17 protein-coding genes are annotated in these 19525 nt (G+C 53.8%); 14 read left to right on the plus strand and 3 right to left on the minus strand.

Annotated features, from left to right (window positions below; all coding sequences use genetic code 11):
- Positions 1-17 precede the first annotated feature (17 nt).
- Complete coding sequence (proX, locus tag SGBXF1_RS19030; protein ID WP_186427374.1) at positions 18-1013, plus strand: glycine betaine/L-proline ABC transporter substrate-binding protein ProX; 996 nt, start codon at positions 18-20, stop codon at positions 1011-1013.
- Between the two features lie 51 nt (positions 1014-1064).
- On the plus strand, positions 1065-2066 hold the full coding sequence (gene proX, locus SGBXF1_RS19035; protein WP_061808379.1) for a glycine betaine/L-proline ABC transporter substrate-binding protein ProX: 1002 nt from the start codon (positions 1065-1067) through the stop codon (positions 2064-2066).
- Positions 2067-2103: 37 nt separating this feature from the next.
- Here the strand turns inward: proX (SGBXF1_RS19035) and SGBXF1_RS19040 are convergent, their stop codons facing one another.
- Complete coding sequence (locus SGBXF1_RS19040; RefSeq protein ID WP_037422279.1) at positions 2104-2982, minus strand: LysR family transcriptional regulator; 879 nt, start codon at positions 2980-2982, stop codon at positions 2104-2106.
- 102 nt (positions 2983-3084) lie between these two features.
- Here SGBXF1_RS19040 and SGBXF1_RS19045 point away from each other — a divergent pair, with 102 nt between their 5' ends.
- The 7 genes from SGBXF1_RS19045 to emrB all read left to right on the plus strand — a co-directional run bounded on the left by SGBXF1_RS19045 (position 3085) and on the right by emrB (position 10521).
- Positions 3085-4284: an MFS transporter gene (locus tag SGBXF1_RS19045; protein WP_186427375.1), complete on the plus strand. Its 1200-nt coding sequence runs from the start codon at positions 3085-3087 to the stop codon at positions 4282-4284.
- Positions 4285-4404: 120 nt separating this feature from the next.
- Positions 4405-5151, plus strand: coding sequence for an AzlC family ABC transporter permease (locus tag SGBXF1_RS19050; RefSeq protein ID WP_130381838.1), 747 nt, complete (start codon positions 4405-4407; stop codon positions 5149-5151).
- Entirely contained in the window at positions 5141-5494 is a 354-nt protein-coding gene (ygaH, locus tag SGBXF1_RS19055) for an L-valine transporter subunit YgaH (protein WP_130381840.1), read from the plus strand. Before SGBXF1_RS19050 ends, ygaH begins: the two co-directional genes overlap by 11 nt.
- A 159-nt stretch (positions 5495-5653) precedes the next feature.
- The gene (mprA, locus tag SGBXF1_RS19060) at positions 5654-6175 is read left to right on the plus strand and encodes a transcriptional repressor MprA (protein WP_037422292.1); all 522 of its coding nucleotides are present in this window, start codon (positions 5654-5656) and stop codon (positions 6173-6175) included.
- Positions 6176-6196: 21 nt separating this feature from the next.
- On the plus strand, positions 6197-7648 hold the full coding sequence (locus tag SGBXF1_RS19065) for an efflux transporter outer membrane subunit (RefSeq protein ID WP_061808382.1): 1452 nt from the start codon (positions 6197-6199) through the stop codon (positions 7646-7648).
- A gap of 147 nt (positions 7649-7795) precedes the next feature.
- A complete protein-coding gene (gene emrA, locus SGBXF1_RS19070; protein ID WP_061808383.1) occupies positions 7796-8968 on the plus strand; it encodes a multidrug efflux MFS transporter periplasmic adaptor subunit EmrA in 1173 nt (390 codons plus the stop codon).
- Between the two features lie 17 nt (positions 8969-8985).
- Positions 8986-10521, plus strand: coding sequence for a multidrug efflux MFS transporter permease subunit EmrB (emrB, locus tag SGBXF1_RS19075; RefSeq protein WP_037422298.1), 1536 nt, complete (start codon positions 8986-8988; stop codon positions 10519-10521).
- 184 nt (positions 10522-10705) lie between these two features.
- On the opposite strand, the gene SGBXF1_RS19080 is transcribed toward emrB, so the two are convergent.
- Positions 10706-11806, minus strand: coding sequence for a tRNA/rRNA methyltransferase (locus SGBXF1_RS19080; protein WP_186427376.1), 1101 nt, complete (start codon positions 11804-11806; stop codon positions 10706-10708).
- Between the two features lie 208 nt (positions 11807-12014).
- Between SGBXF1_RS19080 and trxC the strand changes: the two genes are divergently transcribed.
- The 5 genes from trxC (at position 12015) to SGBXF1_RS19105 (ending at position 17984) form a co-directional block, all read left to right on the plus strand.
- Positions 12015-12434, plus strand: coding sequence for a thioredoxin TrxC (gene trxC, locus SGBXF1_RS19085; protein WP_061808385.1), 420 nt, complete (start codon positions 12015-12017; stop codon positions 12432-12434).
- A 118-nt stretch (positions 12435-12552) separates the two neighbouring features.
- The gene (locus tag SGBXF1_RS19090) at positions 12553-13257 is read left to right on the plus strand and encodes a tRNA-uridine aminocarboxypropyltransferase (protein WP_186427377.1); all 705 of its coding nucleotides are present in this window, start codon (positions 12553-12555) and stop codon (positions 13255-13257) included.
- A gap of 157 nt (positions 13258-13414) precedes the next feature.
- Complete coding sequence (locus tag SGBXF1_RS19095; protein WP_186427378.1) at positions 13415-16063, plus strand: bifunctional acetate--CoA ligase family protein/GNAT family N-acetyltransferase; 2649 nt, start codon at positions 13415-13417, stop codon at positions 16061-16063.
- Positions 16064-16216: 153 nt separating this feature from the next.
- Entirely contained in the window at positions 16217-17572 is a 1356-nt protein-coding gene (pssA, locus tag SGBXF1_RS19100; RefSeq protein ID WP_165392873.1) for a CDP-diacylglycerol--serine O-phosphatidyltransferase, read from the plus strand.
- A gap of 79 nt (positions 17573-17651) precedes the next feature.
- A complete protein-coding gene (locus SGBXF1_RS19105; protein WP_130381846.1) occupies positions 17652-17984 on the plus strand; it encodes a YfiM family lipoprotein in 333 nt (110 codons plus the stop codon).
- Between the two features lies 1 nt (position 17985).
- Here the strand turns inward: SGBXF1_RS19105 and SGBXF1_RS19110 are convergent, their stop codons facing one another.
- Complete coding sequence (locus SGBXF1_RS19110) at positions 17986-19296, minus strand: MFS family transporter (RefSeq protein WP_130381848.1); 1311 nt, start codon at positions 19294-19296, stop codon at positions 17986-17988.
- Between the last annotated feature and the right edge of the window lie 229 nt (positions 19297-19525).

Genomic DNA, 19525 nt, shown 5'->3' on the forward strand with positions numbered 1-19525 from the left:
AAATCGAAGGAATCACTATGCGCTCGACAGGAATTTGGGCTTTGGCCCTGACTTCATTGCTAAGCACACAGGCGTTCGCCGTCGAACTTCCCGGCAAAGGCGTCACGGTTAAACCCTTGCAAAGCCCCATTGCAGAAGAAAGCTTCCAGACAGAACTGGTTAACCGCGCGTTAGCAAAACTGGGCTATGACGTCCAGCCCACTGCTGAGGTGGACTATAACGTCGCCTATACCTCTATCGCCTCCGGTGATGCCACCTACATGGCAGTGAATTGGGACCCACTGCAAACCGACATGTACCAAAGCGCCGGCGGCGACAACAAGTTCTATCGCCAGGGTGCCTATATCACTAATGCGGCACAGGGCTATTTGATCGATAAAAAAACCGCGGACAAATACCACATCAGTGATATTTCCCAGTTAAAAGATCCCAAGCTGGCAAAGCTGTTTGACGCTGACGGTGACGGCAAAGCCGATCTGGCTGGTTGTGAACCGGGTTGGGCGTGCAGCAACGTGATCGACACCCACATCAAAGCCTATGGTTTGAGCAACACCGTTACTCAAAACCAAGGTAACTACGCAGCCATCATCGCCGATACCCTGACCCGCTATAAGCAGGGCAAACCGGTGCTGTATTTTACCTGGACACCGTATTGGGTCAGCGATGAGCTCGTACCCGGCCGCGACGTCGTCTGGCTCACCGTTCCTTTCTCCGCCAGCCCTGGGTCTTTGAAAGACAAAGATACCGCGTTACCGAACGGTAAAAATTACGGCTTCTTCGTCAATAACGAACACATTGTTGCCAACAAACAGTGGGCACAGGCCAACCCAGCTGCGGCCAAGCTGTTCGCCATCATGAAACTGCCATTGGCAGATGTGAACGCACAGAACCTGCGTATGCATAACGGTGAGAACAGTGCCGGCGATATACAACGCCACGTAGACGGCTGGATTAAAGCCCACCAGGCCACTTTTGACGGCTGGATCAGCACCGCTGCGGCGGCAGCGAAATAATCCCGACGTGCCGGAAATCCCGGCTTCATAACATAAAAAAGGTATTTCACTATGCGCACTACAGGAATCTGGGCCGTTGCCCTTACCACATTGATTAGCTCACAGGCGGTTTCCGCCGCGGACTTGCCGGGTAAAGGCATTAGCGTTCAGCCGGTGCAAAGCACCATCTCAGAAGAAACCTTCCAGACGCTGCTGGTCAGCAAGGCGCTGGAAAAGTTGGGCTATGACGTCAAGGACACTCGTGAAGTGGACTATAACGTCGCATATACCTCAATCGCCTCTGGAGACGCGACCTTCATGGCAGTGAACTGGCAGCCGCTGCACAACGATCAATACAAGGCCGCCGGAGGTGATGCCAAATTTTATCGCGAAGGCATTTATGTAAACAACGCCGCACAGGGTTATCTGATCGATAAGAAAACCGCCGATAAGTACCACATCACCAACATTGCGCAGTTGAAAGATCCCAAAATTGCCAAATTGTTTGACTCCAACGACGACGGTAAGGCCGATCTGACCGGATGTACGCCGGGCTGGGGTTGTGAAGCGGTGATTAATCACCAGATCAAGGCCTACGGCCTGGATAAAACCGTCGAACACAACCAAGGTAACTACGCGGCGATGGTTGCCGATACCATTACCCGATACAAGGAAGGCAAACCCATCCTGTACTACACCTGGACACCTTATTGGCTCAGTGACGTACTGGTCACGGGTCGCGATGTGGTTTGGCTGCAAGTTCCTTTCTCCTCCTTGCCTGGCAGTCAGAAAGATATCGACACCAAGTTGCCCAACGGTGCCAACTATGGTTTCCCGGTGAGCGTTATGCGCATCGTCGCCAACAAACAATGGGCTGAAGCCAACCCGGCGGCCGCCAAACTGTTTGCCATCATGAAGCTACCGATTGCCGATGTGAATGCGCAGAACCTGCGTATGCATGAAGGTCAGGCATCCGAAGCCGATATCCAGAGCCACGTGAATGGCTGGATCAAGGCGCATCAGGCTACCTTTGACGGCTGGGTAAAAACCGCAGCCGAAGCTGCGAAGAAATAATCACACAGGGGCGCGGTCAGCTGCGCCCCTGCTTTCTTCACTCAACAATATCTATCCCACTAAACTGCAAAAAACGCTCAGCGGTTCTGGACAACAACTGCGGCCATACGCAATACACCTGGCGCCGTGGACCATCTTCGATCGGAATTGACACCAGCGAACTCAAACGCTGCGCCGTAGAAATCGGTACGATACCCGTCGCCAATCCGCGCCGGACCAAATTTTCCAGCCATTCAATATGATCAATTTCGAAACTGACGTGCCGCTTAATACCCGCTGCCTGAAACGCGCGGTCGGTTTGGCGTCTGGCCCCTGTACCGCTGTAAAAATCCACCAGCGGCACTTCCGACAAGGTTTGCAGATTGACTCGCTGACGACTGGCCAATGGATGTTGCGATGCCACCAGTGCCACCAATGGCTCATCGGTGAGCTGGCGATGAGATACAGGCAACATATCGATATCCCCCGGCCAGATGCCGACAAACGCCACGTCGGTTTTTTGTTGGCGGACGTCGTCCAGCAATTCTTCACTCATGCCTACGTATAGCCGGATATTCACCGCCGGATAATGGCGATGGAAGTTGCCCAGTTTTTCGGTCAGATCAATCGCGTTTATGGTCGAAATAGTGCCGATGGTCAGGGTGCCGGATACCGTGCCGCTGGCCGCGAGCACGTCTTCCACCAGCGCCTGCTTCGCCGCCAACAGCCGTTGTGCAGGCTGAATAAACGCCTGCCCGGCGGTGGTCAGTCTGACCCGGCGTGAGGTACGCTCAAACAATACGCAGCCCAGTTCCTCCTCCAGTTTAGCTATCTGGTGGCTAAGGGCAGACTGCACCGTATGGCAACGCTGTGCCGCTCGAGTGAAGCTTTGTTCTTCTGCCACCGCAAGTGCAAAGCGGATCTGTTTAAGGTTCATGGCATCTATCGCAAAATGAGATTAATAAAATGAAAATTATACATTGGTTTAACGCGCTGTCCTGAACGATACTCGGCCCACTTCTTCTTATGATTAAAAACTATGAATCAAAAGCACGCACAACTGGGTCTGAGCCCAGCGTTAACCGTACTGATTGCCATCGCCACTGGCCTGGCAGTCGCCAGTAACTATTACGCGCAGCCACTGCTGGAAACCATCGCCCAGAACTTTGATCTGTCGGTGAATCAGGCCGGTTTTATTGTCACCGCCGCTCAGTTGGGCTACGCCGTTGGCCTGCTGCTACTGGTACCGCTCGGCGATATGTTTGAACGCCGCGGGTTGATTGTCTTTATGACGCTGTTGGCAGCGGGAGGCATGTTAATCACTGCCAGTTCCTCGACCTTGCCGATGATGATCCTCGGTACCGCACTCACCGGGCTGTTCTCAGTGGTGGCGCAAATCCTGGTCCCCCTGGCGGCGACGTTGGCCCACCCAGAGAGACGCGGCAAAACTGTTGGCATTATCATGAGTGGCTTACTGCTCGGGATTCTGCTGGCACGTACTGTCGCCGGGGCACTTGCGTCGTTCGGCGGTTGGCGCACCATTTACTGGGTGGCAAGTGTGTTAATGATCCTGATGGCGCTGATTCTATGGCGCGCACTACCGCGCTATAAACAGCACTCAGGGCTGAATTACCCCCAGTTACTGAAGTCGATCTTCACCCTTTTCTGCGGTACTCCACTGCTGCGGACCCGCGCGATTCTTGGCGCACTCTCGTTCGCCAACTTCAGCGTGCTATGGACCTCCATGGCCTTTCTGCTGGCCGCACCACCCTTTGGTTATTCCGAAGGGGTTATCGGCCTGTTCGGGTTGGTCGGTGCCGCGGGAGCGTTAGCCGCCTCGCGTGCAGGACATTTAGCAGACCAAGGCAAAGCCGGTTTAACCACCACCGTTGGCCTGGTACTGTTGTTACTGTCATGGATACCCATCGTTTTCGCTAAACAATCGTTGTGGGCATTGATCGCCGGCATCCTGATCCTCGACCTGGCAGTGCAAGCTGTACACGTCACCAACCAAAGCGTGATTTACCGCATTATGCCGGAAGCGCGTAATCGCCTGACCGCCGGCTACATGACCAGCTATTTTATCGGTGGCGCACTCGGTTCACTGCTGTCAGCGACAGCCTACCAGCATGCAGGTTGGGTTGGCGTCGCAGTCGCCGGGGGTATTTTATGTCTACTCAACCTGCTGACCTGGTGGAACGGCAAGCACCATGACCCACAAGGTCCAGCGACAATCTGATTAGCAAGCGAATAGTAATATCAGGAATTTATTAGCGCCACAGGGTATAAACATTACTCACTCTCTGGTAATGTTCTGCAGATGAACTATTGATCTCTATATCCTGCGACACTAATAAAAATGCAAAGCCAAGCTGCAGAAAACCTCAATCCTCCTGCCGTCAGTTCGACCTTCACCCACGGCATCGTCGACAGTTTACCGATCGTCATCGGCTATGTGCCGGTGGCTTTCGCATTCGGCCTGAGCGCCGTTAAGCTGGGATTCTCCCCACTAGAGAGCATCTTCTTTTCCTGCATTATCTATGCGGGGGCGAGTCAGTTTGTGATCACTGCCTTGTTGAGTGCCGGTATGTCACTGTGGGTTTCCGCGCTAACCGTGATGGCAATGGACATACGGCATTTACTGTATGGCCCTGCCCTGCGCCACCGTATCGTTTCGCGCATGTCTCGCGGTAAAACCGCACTCTGGGCCTTCGGTCTGACCGATGAAGTGTTTGCCGCTGCTACCGCCAAGTTAATGCGCAATAACCGCAGCTGGAGCGAAAACTGGATGCTCGGCATCTCGCTGTGCTCCTGGTTGTCGTGGGTGGCGGGCACCGCTATCGGCGCACTGTTCGGCAACGGGCCGCTAGCGCAATACCCAGTAATTGAAGCATCACTGTCCTTTATGCTGCCAGCACTGTTCCTCAGTTTCCTGCTTGCAGCATTCAAACGCCCGCAAAGCCTGACTATCGCCGCGGCTCTGGCCGGCGCACTGCTCGGCGTAGTGTTATTTTCAATACCGGTGGCCATTTTAGCGGGTATCAGTGCCGGTTGTATCGCAGCGCTGTTCCAACCCACCACACAGGAGGCTATCAATGAACACTGATGTGCTGGTCATTGGCCTGGTAGTCGGCTGCGCTAATTACCTGTTCCGCTACTTACCATTACGCCTGGCACCCGCGCGTGCCCAGCCGGGCATCAAGCGAGGCAAAACAGCCCTGTTGCTCGACAGCATCGGCATCGCCTCTATCTGTGCGTTGTTGGTGGTATCCAGCACGCCAGTCGTGATGCGTGAACCAGACAAGCTGTGGCCAACACTGGTCGGTTTCGCCGCACTGGGTCTGTGCTTCTACCGCAGCAAGAGCATCATTTTGTCGACATTGATCGGCGCAGTCGCCTTTGGCATTACATTAAAAATGTTTATGGTTTTCGGCGCAACCAGCCTTTGATTTTGTCCGTCATCCCCATTCTGAGCACTTGCTCAAAAATGGGGCATTGACAAACAACTTACAAATGACACGAATTGCTAAATTATTCGCACGGCTGAACATTTACATTATTAATCACTATCGTTACTATCTCGAACGAAATTAATGAGGCCCCAAATTATGGAAAGCTCGTTTACTCCCATTGAACAAATGCTTAATTTCCGCGCAAAACGTCAGAAAGATTTCCCTTATCAGGAGATTTTGCTGACCCGGCTGTGCATGCATATGCAAAGTAAGCTGCTGGAAAACCGCAATAAAATGCTCAAAGCACAAGGGATTAACGAAACATTGTTTATGGCGCTGATTACTCTGGATGCGCAGGAAAGCCACAGCATTCAGCCTTCTGAACTAAGCTCTGCCCTAGGGTCGTCGCGTACCAATGCCACACGTATTGCCGATGAGTTGGAAAAGCGCGGTTGGATTGAGCGTCGGGAAAGCGACAATGATCGTCGTTGCCTGCATTTGCACATGACGCCGCAGGGAGAGGAATTTCTCAACCAGTTGCTGCCACCGCAGCACAAATGTCTGCATTTCCTGTGGTCCACGCTGAACGATGACGAACAGCAGCAGCTTGAAAAGCTGACGCGCAAGCTGTTAACGCGTCTGGATCAGATGGAAGTTTCAGGACAGTTATCCCAATAACTTCTGTTCAGGTAACATACTATGCGATCCCCATTTAACTGGAGATTCACCCCACTGTTCGCTGTATTGCTGCTGGCCGGGTGTGCATCTACCGATAATATTGCCCCGCAATCCACCCTGATGGATCCGCAGAGCCTGCAACTGTCACAGCCAAAAGTCAGCTCGCTGAATGTCAGCCCGCAATGGTGGCGTTCACTTAACGATCCGCAACTTGATAGCCTGATGACCCAGACGCTGCAAAGCTCGCCGACGCTGAGACAAGCAGCGGGTCGCGTGCGAGAAGCGCAAAGTGTCGTGGGCGAAGCCAGTGCGGCCAACGGCCCGAATCTGGATCTCAACGCCAGCAGCAACCGCCAGAAAATCCCGCAGAACGTCAATCTGGGACTGGGTTACCCGCATCAACCGATCTATGAATCGTCTAACTCTTTGGGCCTGAATCTGGCTTATGAGTTTGACTGGTGGGGCAAATACCGCAATCAGGTTAACGCCGCCAAAGCACAGGTCGATGCGGCACGCGCCGAACAGGAACAGGCTGCACTGACACTGACCAGTTCCGTGGCCTCCGCGTATTACCAGCTTCAAAGCAATTTCGCGCTGGAAAAGCTGCTGCAACAGGAAGTGGATAACAACCAACGCTTGGCAGACCTGCGTCAGCAGCAATATAAAGCCGGTATTACGGGTGTTGATGTTCCACAACAAACCCAGGCACAAGCTGACGGCGCCAAACAGCAGATCCTTCAACTGCAATCGCAAATTGAGCAACTTAGACACCAGTTGGCCGCACTGGCTGGCCAGGGCCCGAATGCGATGCAGCACTTGCGTCCAGTCGCGCTGCCTGCCAGTAATTTGATGGCGCCAAAAGGTGAGCTAACCGCTGACTTGCTGGGTAAACGCCCTGACATCGCAGCACAGCGCCAGTTGGTGGAGTCCTACAGCCAGCGTGTCAGTGCCGCACGTAAAGAATTTTACCCTAGCCTGACCATTTCAGCCTTTGCCGGCCTGACCACGACCAATACCAGTGGTACCAGCCCGAATCTGTTTGAAGCGGCAAGCCAAGCCTGGAACGTAGTGCCGGCGATTTCATTACCGATCTTCCATGCTGGCGCACTGCGCAGCAAGCTGGGTGAGGAATCCGCACTGTATGACCAGGCAGTCGAATCCTATAACCAAACTATCCTGAATGCCGTGCAGGAAACTGCCGATGCCATCACCGTCCAACAAAGCACTGCGCAACAGCAGTTGCAGGCGGCATCAGCGTCCCAATCGATGCAGCAGGTGTACCGCGTCGCTAACGCTCGATACCAGGCAGGGATTATCGGGCGCGACCAGTTGTTAACCAGCCAAACGCAGCTCTTGCAGCAGCAACAGGCGGAACTGAATGCCAGCAGCAACTTGTTGCAGGCGAAGATAGGACTGATCCGTGCGCTGGGTGGTGGCTATCAAGCTCCGGCCGCAGCGGATTCAAAAGCATAATAAAACGACCCAAAATAATTGGAGCGGCATCGAGACGGCAAGGGAGCGAACCCAATGAACTTACTCATGTAAGTGTATCGGGTGAGTGAGCGAAGCCAATACCGATGCCGCTTCAGTCTGAAGGGTAAAGAGAGCTTGGAGAACACCATGAGTGTAAGCGCGGAAACTCAAAACCCGCAGCAACCGGTCGGTAAGAAGAAGCAGCGTAAATTCTGGCTGCTGTTGCTAACGGTTATTTTTGTTGTTATTGGGGTGGCATATTTAGTGTATTGGTTCCTGGTGCTTCGTCATCATCAGGAAACGGACGACGCCTATGTGTCCGGTAACCAAGTGCAGATCATGGCCCAGGTTAACGGCAGCGTTAACCGCGTCAACTTCGACAATACAGATTACGTGAAACAGGGTGATGTACTGGTCACGCTCGATCCTACCGATGCTGAGCAGGCTCTCGAGCGCGCCAAAACCGGCTTGGCCAATAGCGTGCGCCAGACCCACCAGCTGATCATTAACGGTAAGCAGTATCAGGCCAACATTGCCTTACGCAAATCTGATCTGAGTAAAGCCGAGAGTGATTTAAAACGCCGCGTGGTGCTGGGTAGCGTTGACGCCATTGGCCGTGAAGAACTGCAACATGCTCGTGATGCGGTCGACAGTGCTAAAGCCGCGTTAGAAGTGGCCGTACAGCAATACAACGCCAATCAGGCGATGGTGCTAAATACCCCACTGGAACAGCAACCCGCGATCCAACAGTCCGCCGCGCAAGTACGCGACGCCTGGCTGGCATTGCAACGTACTCAAATTATCAGCCCGATCACCGGTTATGTGTCCCGTCGTAGCGTACAGGTTGGCGCGCAAATCGCCGCTGGTTCTCCGCTAATGGCCGTGGTGCCTGCCGATCACATCTGGGTTGATGCCAACTTCAAAGAAACCCAAATCGCCAATATGCGTATCGGCCAGTCGGCTACCGTGGTCAGTGACATTTACGGTGATGATGTGGTGTATAACGGCAAGGTCGTCGGTATCGATATGGGCACCGGTAGCGCCTTCTCGCTGCTGCCGGCACAAAATGCGACCGGTAACTGGATCAAAGTGGTTCAGCGTCTCCCGGTGCGTATTGAGCTGGACGCCAAACAAATCGCCGACCATCCGCTGCGCATTGGCTTGTCAACGCTGGTAAAAGTCGATACCACCAATCTGGATGGCCGCGTGCTGTCTGATGTGGTTCGAGACAAACCGCTGTACCAGACCGACGCACTGGCGTTGAATCTGGCGCCGGTTAACCAGATGATCGCCGACGTGATCCATGCGAATGCCGGCTAAGCGCGCGGGAGGCTACCTTGGCACAGAAACCGCTTGAAGGTGCTCAGCTCGCCTGGATGACGGTCGCGCTCGCCATGGCGACCTTTATGCAGGTGCTGGACTCCACCATTGCCAACGTGGCGATCCCAACTATTGCGGGCAACCTCGGGTCTTCTAACTCGCAGGGCACCTGGGTGATCACCTCGTTTGGCGTGGCTAACGCTATCTCGATCCCGATCACCGGCTGGCTGGCGAAGCGCGTCGGTGAAGTGCGGCTGTTCCTTTGGTCCACCGCACTGTTCGTGCTCGCGTCCTGGCTATGCGGCATCTCCAACAGTCTGGGCATGCTGATCTTCTTCCGCGTGATCCAGGGTGTGGTCGCCGGGCCATTGATCCCGCTGTCACAAAGTTTGTTGTTGAACAACTATCCGCCCGCTAAGCGAGCGATGGCCCTGGCGCTCTGGTCGATGACGGTGATCGTCGCGCCAATATTCGGGCCTATCCTCGGTGGGTATATCAGTGATAACTATCACTGGGGCTGGATCTTCTTCATCAACATCCCGATTGGCGCCGTGGTGATTCTGGTGGCAATGTCGACGTTGAAAGGCAGGGAAACCAAAACTGAGATCAAACCGATCGACACTATCGGTCTGGTGCTGTTGATCGTCGGTATTGGTTCGCTGCAGGTCATGCTCGATCAGGGTAAAGAGCTGGACTGGTTCAACTCGACCGAAATTATCGTGCTAACGGTGGTGGCGGTGGTAGCGCTGGTGTTCCTGATCATCTGGGAGCTCACGGACGACCACCCGGTGGTGGATCTGTCGCTGTTCAAGTCACGCAATTTTACCGTCGGCTGTCTGTGTATCAGTCTGGCCTACATGCTGTACTTCGGCGCCATTGTGTTATTGCCGCAGTTATTGCAGGAGGTGTATGGCTATACCGCGACCTGGGCAGGGTTGGCGTCGGCACCGATAGGACTGATACCGGTATTGCTGTCGCCGATCATCGGTAAATTCGGCAACCGACTCGATATGCGTCGACTGGTGACCTTCAGCTTCATTATGTATGCCGTGTGCTTTTACTGGCGCGCTTATACGTTTGAACCGGGAATGGACTTTGGCGCTTCGGCGTGGCCGCAGTTCGTCCAGGGCTTCGCCATTGCCTGCTTCTTTATGCCATTGACCACCATTACGCTGTCCGGCTTGCCGCCGGAGCGTATGGCGGCGGCATCGAGCCTGTCGAACTTTACCCGTACGCTAGCGGGGTCGATCGGGACGTCGATCACCACCACACTGTGGACTCAGCGTGAATCGCAGCATCACTCGCAACTGGCGGAATTTGTGAACCCTTACAGCCCTCAGTCGCAAGAGATGTATCGGCAGTTGGAACAGATTGGCATGAGCAAGCAGCAGGCGTCGGCCTATATCGCCAACGAGATCACTGCGCAGGGGCTGATTATCTCGGCTAACGAGATATTCTGGCTGTCGGCTGGGGTGTTCCTGATCCTTCTGGCGCTGGTCTGGGTGGCGAAACCGCCATTCAGCTCCGGCGGTGGGGGCGGCGGCGCTCACTAATCATTAGAAAACAAAACGGGCACCCCAGGGCGCCCGTTTTTTTATTCTTGCCCTATACCCTTTGAATTTCAAGTTGGCCGCTCTAGCGCGTCCAGCTCGCTCATCCCCAGGCGCTTACTTTAGTAAGTTACTGGGGTGAACGAGTGCAGGTAACAACGCTGCGGCTTGAAAGGCGACGGGTATATTAGGCCTGGTTTTGACGCCACCAGTCAGCCAGCAGAATACCGGTCGCGACCGATACGTTCAGGCTTTCTACCTTGCCAGTACCGCCGATAGACACGTTCATGTCGCCCTGCTGCCAGGCACTGTCGCTCAGACCGTCACGCTCTTGACCCAGTACCAATACCATTTTGGCCGGCAGTTTAGCCTGCGCCAATGGCGTACCTTTATGGCTTGAAGTGGTGACAATGGCGTAACCTGCCTTGCGGAAGGTATCCAGCACCGACAGGAAGTCATCAGCACTGATCGCTTTGATGTGCTCTGCACCGCCTTCTGCAGTACGCACCGCAGCACCAGATTCCAGCAACGCTGGATCTTGCAGCAACACGCCGTTAACGCCAAAGTGAGCGCAAGAACGAACGATAGCACCCAGGTTATGCGGGTTGCCCACTTCTTCCAGCGCCAGCACACAATCTTTCGCTGGTGCTTCTTTCAGATAGGTTTGCGCATCCAGACCCTGACGCTTTTTAATCAGGAAGCAGACGCCGCCATGATGTTCAGTACCGGACGCTTTAGCCAGCTCTTCTTCATCTACTACGTGGTAGGCTTTGCGGTTCGCCGCCATCCAACGCAGTGCTTCACGAAAACGTGGCGTAACCGACTGCACGAACCAAGCACGGACGATAGCGTCTGGGCGGCTGGCAAACAGGGCCTGACAGGCGTTCTCACCGTAAACGCGGGTTTCTTCCGCACGTTGACGACGTAACTGCTCTGGATCGATAAAGCTTTTACCGCTGATACCACCATGATCGAACGCCGGCTCTTCTTCCGGGCCACGTGACACGGTTTTCCATGGCGAATCATAACCGCCACGGTCTTCAGTACGCGCTGGACGGCGAGGACGATCGCTTTCACTGCGGCGGGAATCAGTACCAGAGCCGCGGCGATCATTGTTGCCGCGTGGCTTGTCCTGACCGGTACGGCCCGAAAAGCGCGCACCGTCTGCCGGACGGCCTTTGCCGGCCGGACGCTTATTCTTGTTACGGTCGTCGCTGCTGCTGTCATCGTCGCTGCGGACGTACATCACTTTAACTTTACCGTTCTTGCCACTAAATGAATCGTTCATTTTCTTCTCCACCAACGCGCAGGGCGCGAAGATTACCTGATGTTGGGGTGCTAAGCCACCTACTTGCGCTAAAAGCTAACAACTATCGTATTCATTGAACAAACCTCTTTGTTCCTTGCCGCACTTTTAACGATAATAAGCAGCATTAAAGAAACATATCCGCAACCCGAGTGCGGTTTGTCGTGCTTTCTCAGTATCCGAGGTCATCATGAATACAGTCTGTCCAGCTTGTAATGCCACCAACCGCGTCCCTGAAGAACGTGTGGCTGACGGTGCGAAATGCGGCCGCTGCGGCCATGCGTTATTTGACGGCGAGGTGATTAATGCCACCGCCGCGACACTGGACCAGTTGCTGCAGGACGATCTGCCGGTCGTGGTCGATTTTTGGGCCCCATGGTGCGGACCTTGCGTCAATTTTGCCCCGATCTTCGAAGACGTTGCCGAAGAACGTACCGGTAAAGTCCGCTTCGTGAAGGTGAACACCGAGGCAGAGCCAGAACTGAGCGCTCGCTTCCGCATCCGCAGCATTCCGACCATCATGCTATTCCGTGATGGGAAAATGGTCGACATGCTCAACGGCGCCATGCCGAAAACGCCGTTCGATAACTGGCTCAATGAACTAGTTTAACGCAGAAAGTATAGGCGGTGTTGCCCATTGTGGATGACGACGCCATGACTCAATCCAGCCCGAACGCTCCCGTCGGGCTTTTTTCTGCGTTACAATGCCGGTTTTCCCCGGAATATTTATGACCGACAACGCCGTACTTCGCCTGCGCCAATTTCGCCTGGAACGCTCTACTCGCCCCTTTCTGGCGCGCGGCAACCGCATACCGCGTTGTCAGGGTTGCCTGCTGCCGCATAAAAACTGCCTGTGCGACACTATTCAACCACAGCTCGCCACCAGCCGTTTCTGCCTGATCATGTTTGGTGCCGAACCGTTGAAACCGAGCAATACCGGCCGCTTGATTGCCGACATTCTGCCGGACACTCAAGCATTCCTTTGGTCGCGCACCGAGGTTGACCCCGCTCTGTTGACGGCGATTAACGATCCCGAACGCCAGCCTTACGTGGTGTTTCCCGCGTCCTATGCCGCACCTGAACGACCGGTATTCAGCGAACTGCCTGACGGTGGCAAACCGCCGCTGTTCATCATGCTCGACGGCACCTGGACCGAGGCGAGTAAAATGTTCCGTAAAAGCCCGTACCTCAATCAGTTCCCGGTGTTCTCACTCAACGTGACCGCTGCATCTAACTACCAACTGCGCGAAGCCAGCCGCACTGAGCAACACTGCACGGCAGAAGTCGCCACAGCACTATTGCAACAGGCCGGTGATGTAGCCGCCGCAGATGGACTGGCCGAGCATTTTCGCTACTTCCGCCAACAGTATCTGGCTGGGAAACCTACGCGCCCAGAGGCACCGGTCACAGCAAAGCCGTCTCAAAACGTCTAGAATCAGGCAGTAACGTGGCTACCGCCAATACAGTCGAAATAGCGGTCGAGGGTAACTGAATGCCTCCCTGAACGTTGAGCTTACTCAGCAGCCAGGTAAGTGACGGCAATCAGCGTCCCTGTTATTTCGAAGGATGAAGGATATAAAGGAGTCGTGCATGAGCCAGCGAGGGTTAGAAGCGCTTTTACGTCCTAAATCGATTGCCGTTCTCGGCGCTTCACAACAACCTGGCCGCGCCGGCAACCTGATGATGAGCAACCTGCTGGCTGGTGGATTCAACGGGCCCGTGATGCCCGTCACGCCGCGTTACAAGGCCGTGTGCGGTGTGATGGCTTACCCAGACGTCGCCAGTCTGCCTATCAGCCCCGATCTGGCAATACTGTGCACCCATGCTGAGCGGAACCTTGCATTAATTCAGGCTCTGGGTGAGCGCGGTTGCAAAACCGCCATTGTTCTCTCCTCTCCACCAGAACAGTTCGCCGAGTTAAAAGCTTATGCGCAGCGTTATTCGATGCGCCTGCTGGGGCCAAACAGTCTGGGCCTGCTGGCCCCCTGGCAAGGTATCAATGCCAGTTTCTCGCCGGTCCCGATCCTCAAGGGCAAACTGGCGTTCATTTCTCAGTCCGCCGCGGTAGCCAATACCATTCTCGACTGGGCGCAACAACGTGAAGTCGGTTTTTCCTATTTTATCGCGCTCGGCGATAGCCTGGATATTGACGTCGACGACCTGCTGGACTTTCTGGCGCGCGACAGTAAAACCAGCGCTATCTTGCTGTATCTGGAAAACATCAGCGATGCGCGCCGCTTTTTATCCGCATCCCGCAGTGCTTCACGCAACAAGCCGATTTTGGTCGTCAAGAGTGGTCGCAGTCAGCAAGCTCAGTTATTGCTTAACAGCCAGCAAGGGCTAGATGCCGCCTACGATGCTGCTATTCAACGTGCCGGGTTACTGCGCGTGCAGGATACCCATGAGCTGTTTTCCGCGGTGGAAACCCTGAGCCATATGCACCCGCTGCGCGGAGAACGGTTGATGATTGTCAGCAACGGTGCCGCACCTGCTGCAATGGCTCTGGACGAGCTGTTGGGCCGCAATGGCAAGCTGGCGCAGTTAGGGGACGAGATCCTGACGCAGCTTGGCGAGGCTTTGCCCGAGTTTATCCTCGCCGGCAACCCGATTGACCTGCGTGATGACGCGACACCGCAACGTTATCTGGCGGCGGTTAAAACGCTGCTCGACAGCCATGACTATGACGCCTTGCTGCTGATCCACGCTCCAAGCGCTGCGGCCCCTGGTACGATCACGGCTGAACGTATTATTGAAGCCATCCACCAACACCCACGTGGCAAACGCATTACCCTGCTCACCAATTGGTGCGGCGAATATTCGTCGCAGGAAGCGCGGCGACTATTTACCGAGGCAGGTATTCCCACCTACCGCACTCCGGAAGGTGCGGTGACCGCATTTATGCATATGGTGGAATATCGCCGTAATCAGAAACAGCTGAAAGAGACTCCGGCATTGCCAATAGGTTTGACGGCCAATACTGCCGATGCTCATAGGCTGATTCAGCAGGCATTGTCCGAAGGCGCGACGCAGCTCGATACCCATGAAGTACAATCGATTCTGCAGGCCTATGATCTGACAACACTACCCACCTGGATTGCCGAAGACAGCGCCGAGGCAGTGCATATTGCCGAACAGATTGGTTACCCGGTAGCGCTCAAACTGCGTTCACCCGATATTCCCCATAAGTCTGAAGTTCAGGGCGTCATGCTCTACTTACGTACCGCGACTGAAGTGCAGCGTGCCGCAGAAGCTATTCTCGATCGCGTTAAACGCACTTATCCGCAGGCTCGTATTCACGGTCTGTTGGTACAGAGTATGGCGAATCGTGCCGGGGCACAGGAACTGCGTATTGCTGTAGAACAAGATGCCATTTTTGGCCCGCTGATCATGCTGGGCGAAGGCGGGATTGAATGGCGACAGGAAAATCAGGTTTCCGTAGCTCTGCCCCCATTAAATATGGCACTGGCACGCTATCTGGTGCTGCAGGCCGTGAAAGGAGGCAAAATCCGCGGACGCAGTGCCCTCAGACCGCTTGATATTCCTGGGCTGAGCCGTCTGTTGGTGCAGGTGTCTAACTTGATTCTCGATTGCCCGGAAATCACGCGGCTGGACATCCACCCGGTATTGGCTTCCGGCAGCGAATTCACCCTACTCGACGTTTCCATGCAACTTGCCCCGTTTACGGGTGATCCACAAGCCCGTCTGGCTATCCGCCCTTATCCACATGAGCTGGAAGAAACCATTGAATTGAAAGACAGTTCACATTGTCTGTTCAGGCCGATCTTGCCAGAAGATGAACCGGCGTTGAAACACTTTATCGATCGCGTGACCAAGGAAGATCTCTATTATCGCTACTTCAGCGAGATCAACGAGTTTACCCATGACGATTTGGCTAACATGACGCAGATCGACTACGATCGGGAGATGGCTTTTGTTGCCGTGCGTGATGAACAAATCATTGGCGTAACGCGCGCCCTTTCCGACCCAGACAATATCGATGCGGAGTTCGCCGTACTGGTACGTTCCGATCTGAAAGGGCTCGGTTTAGGGCGACAACTGTTGGAGAAAATGATCGCTTATGCTCGTGCCCACGGGCTGACCCGCCTGACCGGGATCACCATGCCAAACAATCGCGGAATGATCGGGTTGGCGCAGAGACTGGGCTTTGGCATTGATGTGCAACTTGAGGACGGTATCGTCAATTTGACCCTGCCGTTGCAAGCGGAGGACGCGCAGTGACCTATGTCGCAATGCGCTACGAATCCACCACTTAACGCCAAAACATACGCACAATCGGGGCAACTAGTGGTATTATCGCCCGATTATTCGATTTATTGTTTTTCCGTATTTGGCGTTCAGGCCATCTAATCATGAGAGAAGAAGCGCACTGTGATGTTGTCAAAATTTAAACGTAGCAAACATCAACAACACCTTGCACAACTGCCCAAACTCCCTCAGACGGTAGCTGATGTACGCACCTTGTACACGCCGTCTGACTACCGCGCTACGCTGCTGGACTTAATCGCTCACGCCACCAAACGTATTTATCTGGTCGCTTTGTATCTGGAACACGACGACGCCGGACGCGATATCCTCAACGCCCTTTATCAGGCGAAGCAACGATGCCCGGAGCTGGAGATTTGCATTCTGGTCGACTGGCATCGTGCCCAGCGTGGACGTATCGGAGCCGCAGCCGCCAATACCAACGCTGACTGGTACTGCGCCATGGCGGACCAGCACCCAGGATTACCCGTGCCGATATATGGCGTGCCCGTTAATACCCGTGAAGCCTTGGGCGTGTTGCATCTGAAAGGCTTTGTGATCGACGATACCGTGATTTATAGCGGTGCCAGTATCAACGACGTGTACTTACATCAGCACGAGAAATACCGTTACGATCGTTACCAGTTGATCACCAACGGTGAGTTGGCTAATACTCTGATCGATTACATCAAACAGCACCTATTGTCCGCGGGTGCCGTACAACGATTGGATCGTGACGATCGTCCGAAAAGCCCGGAGATCAAAAACGAAACTCGCCTTTTCCGCTTTGGCCTGCGCCGCGCCGGCTATCAGTTTCGCAATAAGGCGGGTAACGACGAGCTTGCAGTAACGCCTCTGGTTGGGCTGGGCAAACAAAGTGTGCTGAATAAAACGATTCACCATCTGATGTCCTGCGCCGATCAAAAACTGACGCTGTGTACTCCTTACTTCAATCTCCCGGCGTTACTGGTGCGCAATATCATTTATCTGCTGCGTGAAGGTAAACAGGTAGAGATCATTGTTGGCGATAAAACCGCTAATGACTTCTATATTCCGGAAGATCAGCCGTTCAAAATTATCGGTGCGTTACCTTACCTGTATGAAATCAACCTACGGCGCTTTCTCAGTCGCCTGCAGCGGTATGTCGATACCGGTCAGTTGATTGTTCGTTTATGGAAAGACGGCGATAACAGCTATCACCTGAAGGGCATGTGGGTAGATGATGAATGGCAGTTGATTACCGGTAATAACCTCAATCCACGAGCTTGGCGGTTGGATCTGGAGAATGCCATTCTCATTCACGATCCTAAGCAAGAGTTACGTGAGCAGCGACACAAAGAGTTGGAGTGCATCCGTACCCATACCACCGTGGTGGGACACTACCTGGAATTACAAAGCATTCAGCAGTATCCGATTAAAGTTCGCAAACTGATCCGTCGTCTGCGCCGTATCCGCATCGATCGATTGATTAGCCGTATACTGTAATCCCGCTATAATTCAGCTATCGCAGACCCCGGCCAATGCCGGGGTTTTTTATATGCCATGACAACAGGATGTTTTCATTATGCGCCCACTCCACTGCCTGGCCGTACTCCCCTTCTTACTCTTCACCAGCGGTTGCACTCATTTGGCCAATGACAGTTGGACCGGTAAGGACAAAGCACAGCATTTTGTTGCTTCAGCTGCCTTTGCTGCCGCCGGTGCTGCGTATGGCGATCATCAAAACTGGAGTGAAGCCCGTAGCCGGAGTTTCGGTCTGATGTTCTCGATCGGGCTCGGTGCCGCCAAAGAACTGTATGACAGTCGTAAAGGCGGCACCGGTTGGAGCTGGAAGGACTTTGCCTGGGATGTTGCGGGCGCGGCGACCGGTTACAGCCTGTATCACGCAACTCGCTGATTCATAGTTGGATCTCTTTTCCTTTACGATGCAGCCTGAGCGAAACAATCAACGCCAGCAGACACATGCCAGAAACATACCAGAAGAAGGCATTCTCCGCGCCGAACGATTTCAGCGACAACGCCACATATTCTGCTGACCCACCAAACATCGCGTTAGCTACTGCGTAGGATAGCCCAACCCCTAATGCCCTCACTTCCGGCGGGAACATCTCCGCTTTCAGTAATCCACTGATCGAGGTATAGAAGCTCACAATAAACAGCGCCAGGACGATCAGGCCGAATGCGGCATAAGGGTTAGTCACATTTTTTAGCGTTAGCAGGATCGGTACCGTCAATAAGGTCGCAAACGAGGCGAAGACCAGCATTGAACTACGGCGGCCAATCTTGTCCGATAATGCCCCGACTAACGGTTGTAATAGCATGTAGATAAATAACGCAGCGGTCATGATGCCGCTGGCCAACTTGGCGTCCATTCCAGAAGTATTGACTAAATACTTCTGCATATAAGTGGTGAAGGTGTAAAAGCTCAATGAGCCACCGGCAGTAAAGCCCAGTACCATCAGAAAGGCTTTCCGGTTTTTCCACAATCCTTTCAGTGAACCGGCGTCTTTATGGTTACGGGTTTTGGCATCGGAGGTTTCATTCAATGAGCGGCGCAGATACAAGGCAACCACGGCCAATACTGCCCCAATGGCAAAAGGAATACGCCAGCCCCAAGCTTTGAGCTCTCCGGCAGAGAGGATTTGTTGTAACGCAACCAGAACCAGCAACGCCAGTAATTGGCCACCGATCAGCGTCACATATTGAAAAGAAGCATAGAACCCACGCCGCCCCTTTATTGCCACCTCACTCATATAGGTGGCACTGGTACCGTATTCACCGCCCACGGATAATCCCTGGAACAACCGCGCAATCAACAGCAGCGCCGGAGCCCAACTCCCGATTGATTCGTAAGTCGGTAAACAGGCGATCACCAGCGATCCTGCACACATCATGCAGACTGAAATCAACATCGAGTTTTTACGGCCATGCTTATCGGCGATATAACCGAATAGCCAGCCACCGATCGGGCGCATAAAGAAACCAGCAGCAAAGACGCCAGCAGTTTGCAGTAATTGGGTCGTGCTGTTACCTGCTGGGAAAAATGAAGCGGCAAAGTAAATAGAACAAAAGGAATAGACGTAAAAATCAAACCATTCCACCAGGTTTCCCGACGACGCCCCTACAATGGCAAAAATACGCTTCTTTTTGTCCTGAATTGCCAGATCAGCGCCTTCTCCATCCTCAATGACCGAGGTTGTTTCTGTCATTTTATATTCTCCGAGCCGAATAAATCGTGAGATCGGCGTCCTGCCGATCATAATGTAAATCAATTGTTAGTATTTAGTTAACAATTAAAACAAATAGCGGGCGAAGAATATAGCGTGATTTATGTGATGCGCATTGAAGAGTGGTATGAAATTAAGTGGAATGGTGGCAATTTATTTATAGCAGACACAGCAAAAAGCCCCATGCTTACGCATGGGGCTTTCTACTTTA

The organism is Serratia grimesii (genome assembly GCF_900186025.1).
GTDB classification, from domain to species: Bacteria; Pseudomonadota; Gammaproteobacteria; order Enterobacterales; family Enterobacteriaceae; genus Serratia; species Serratia grimesii.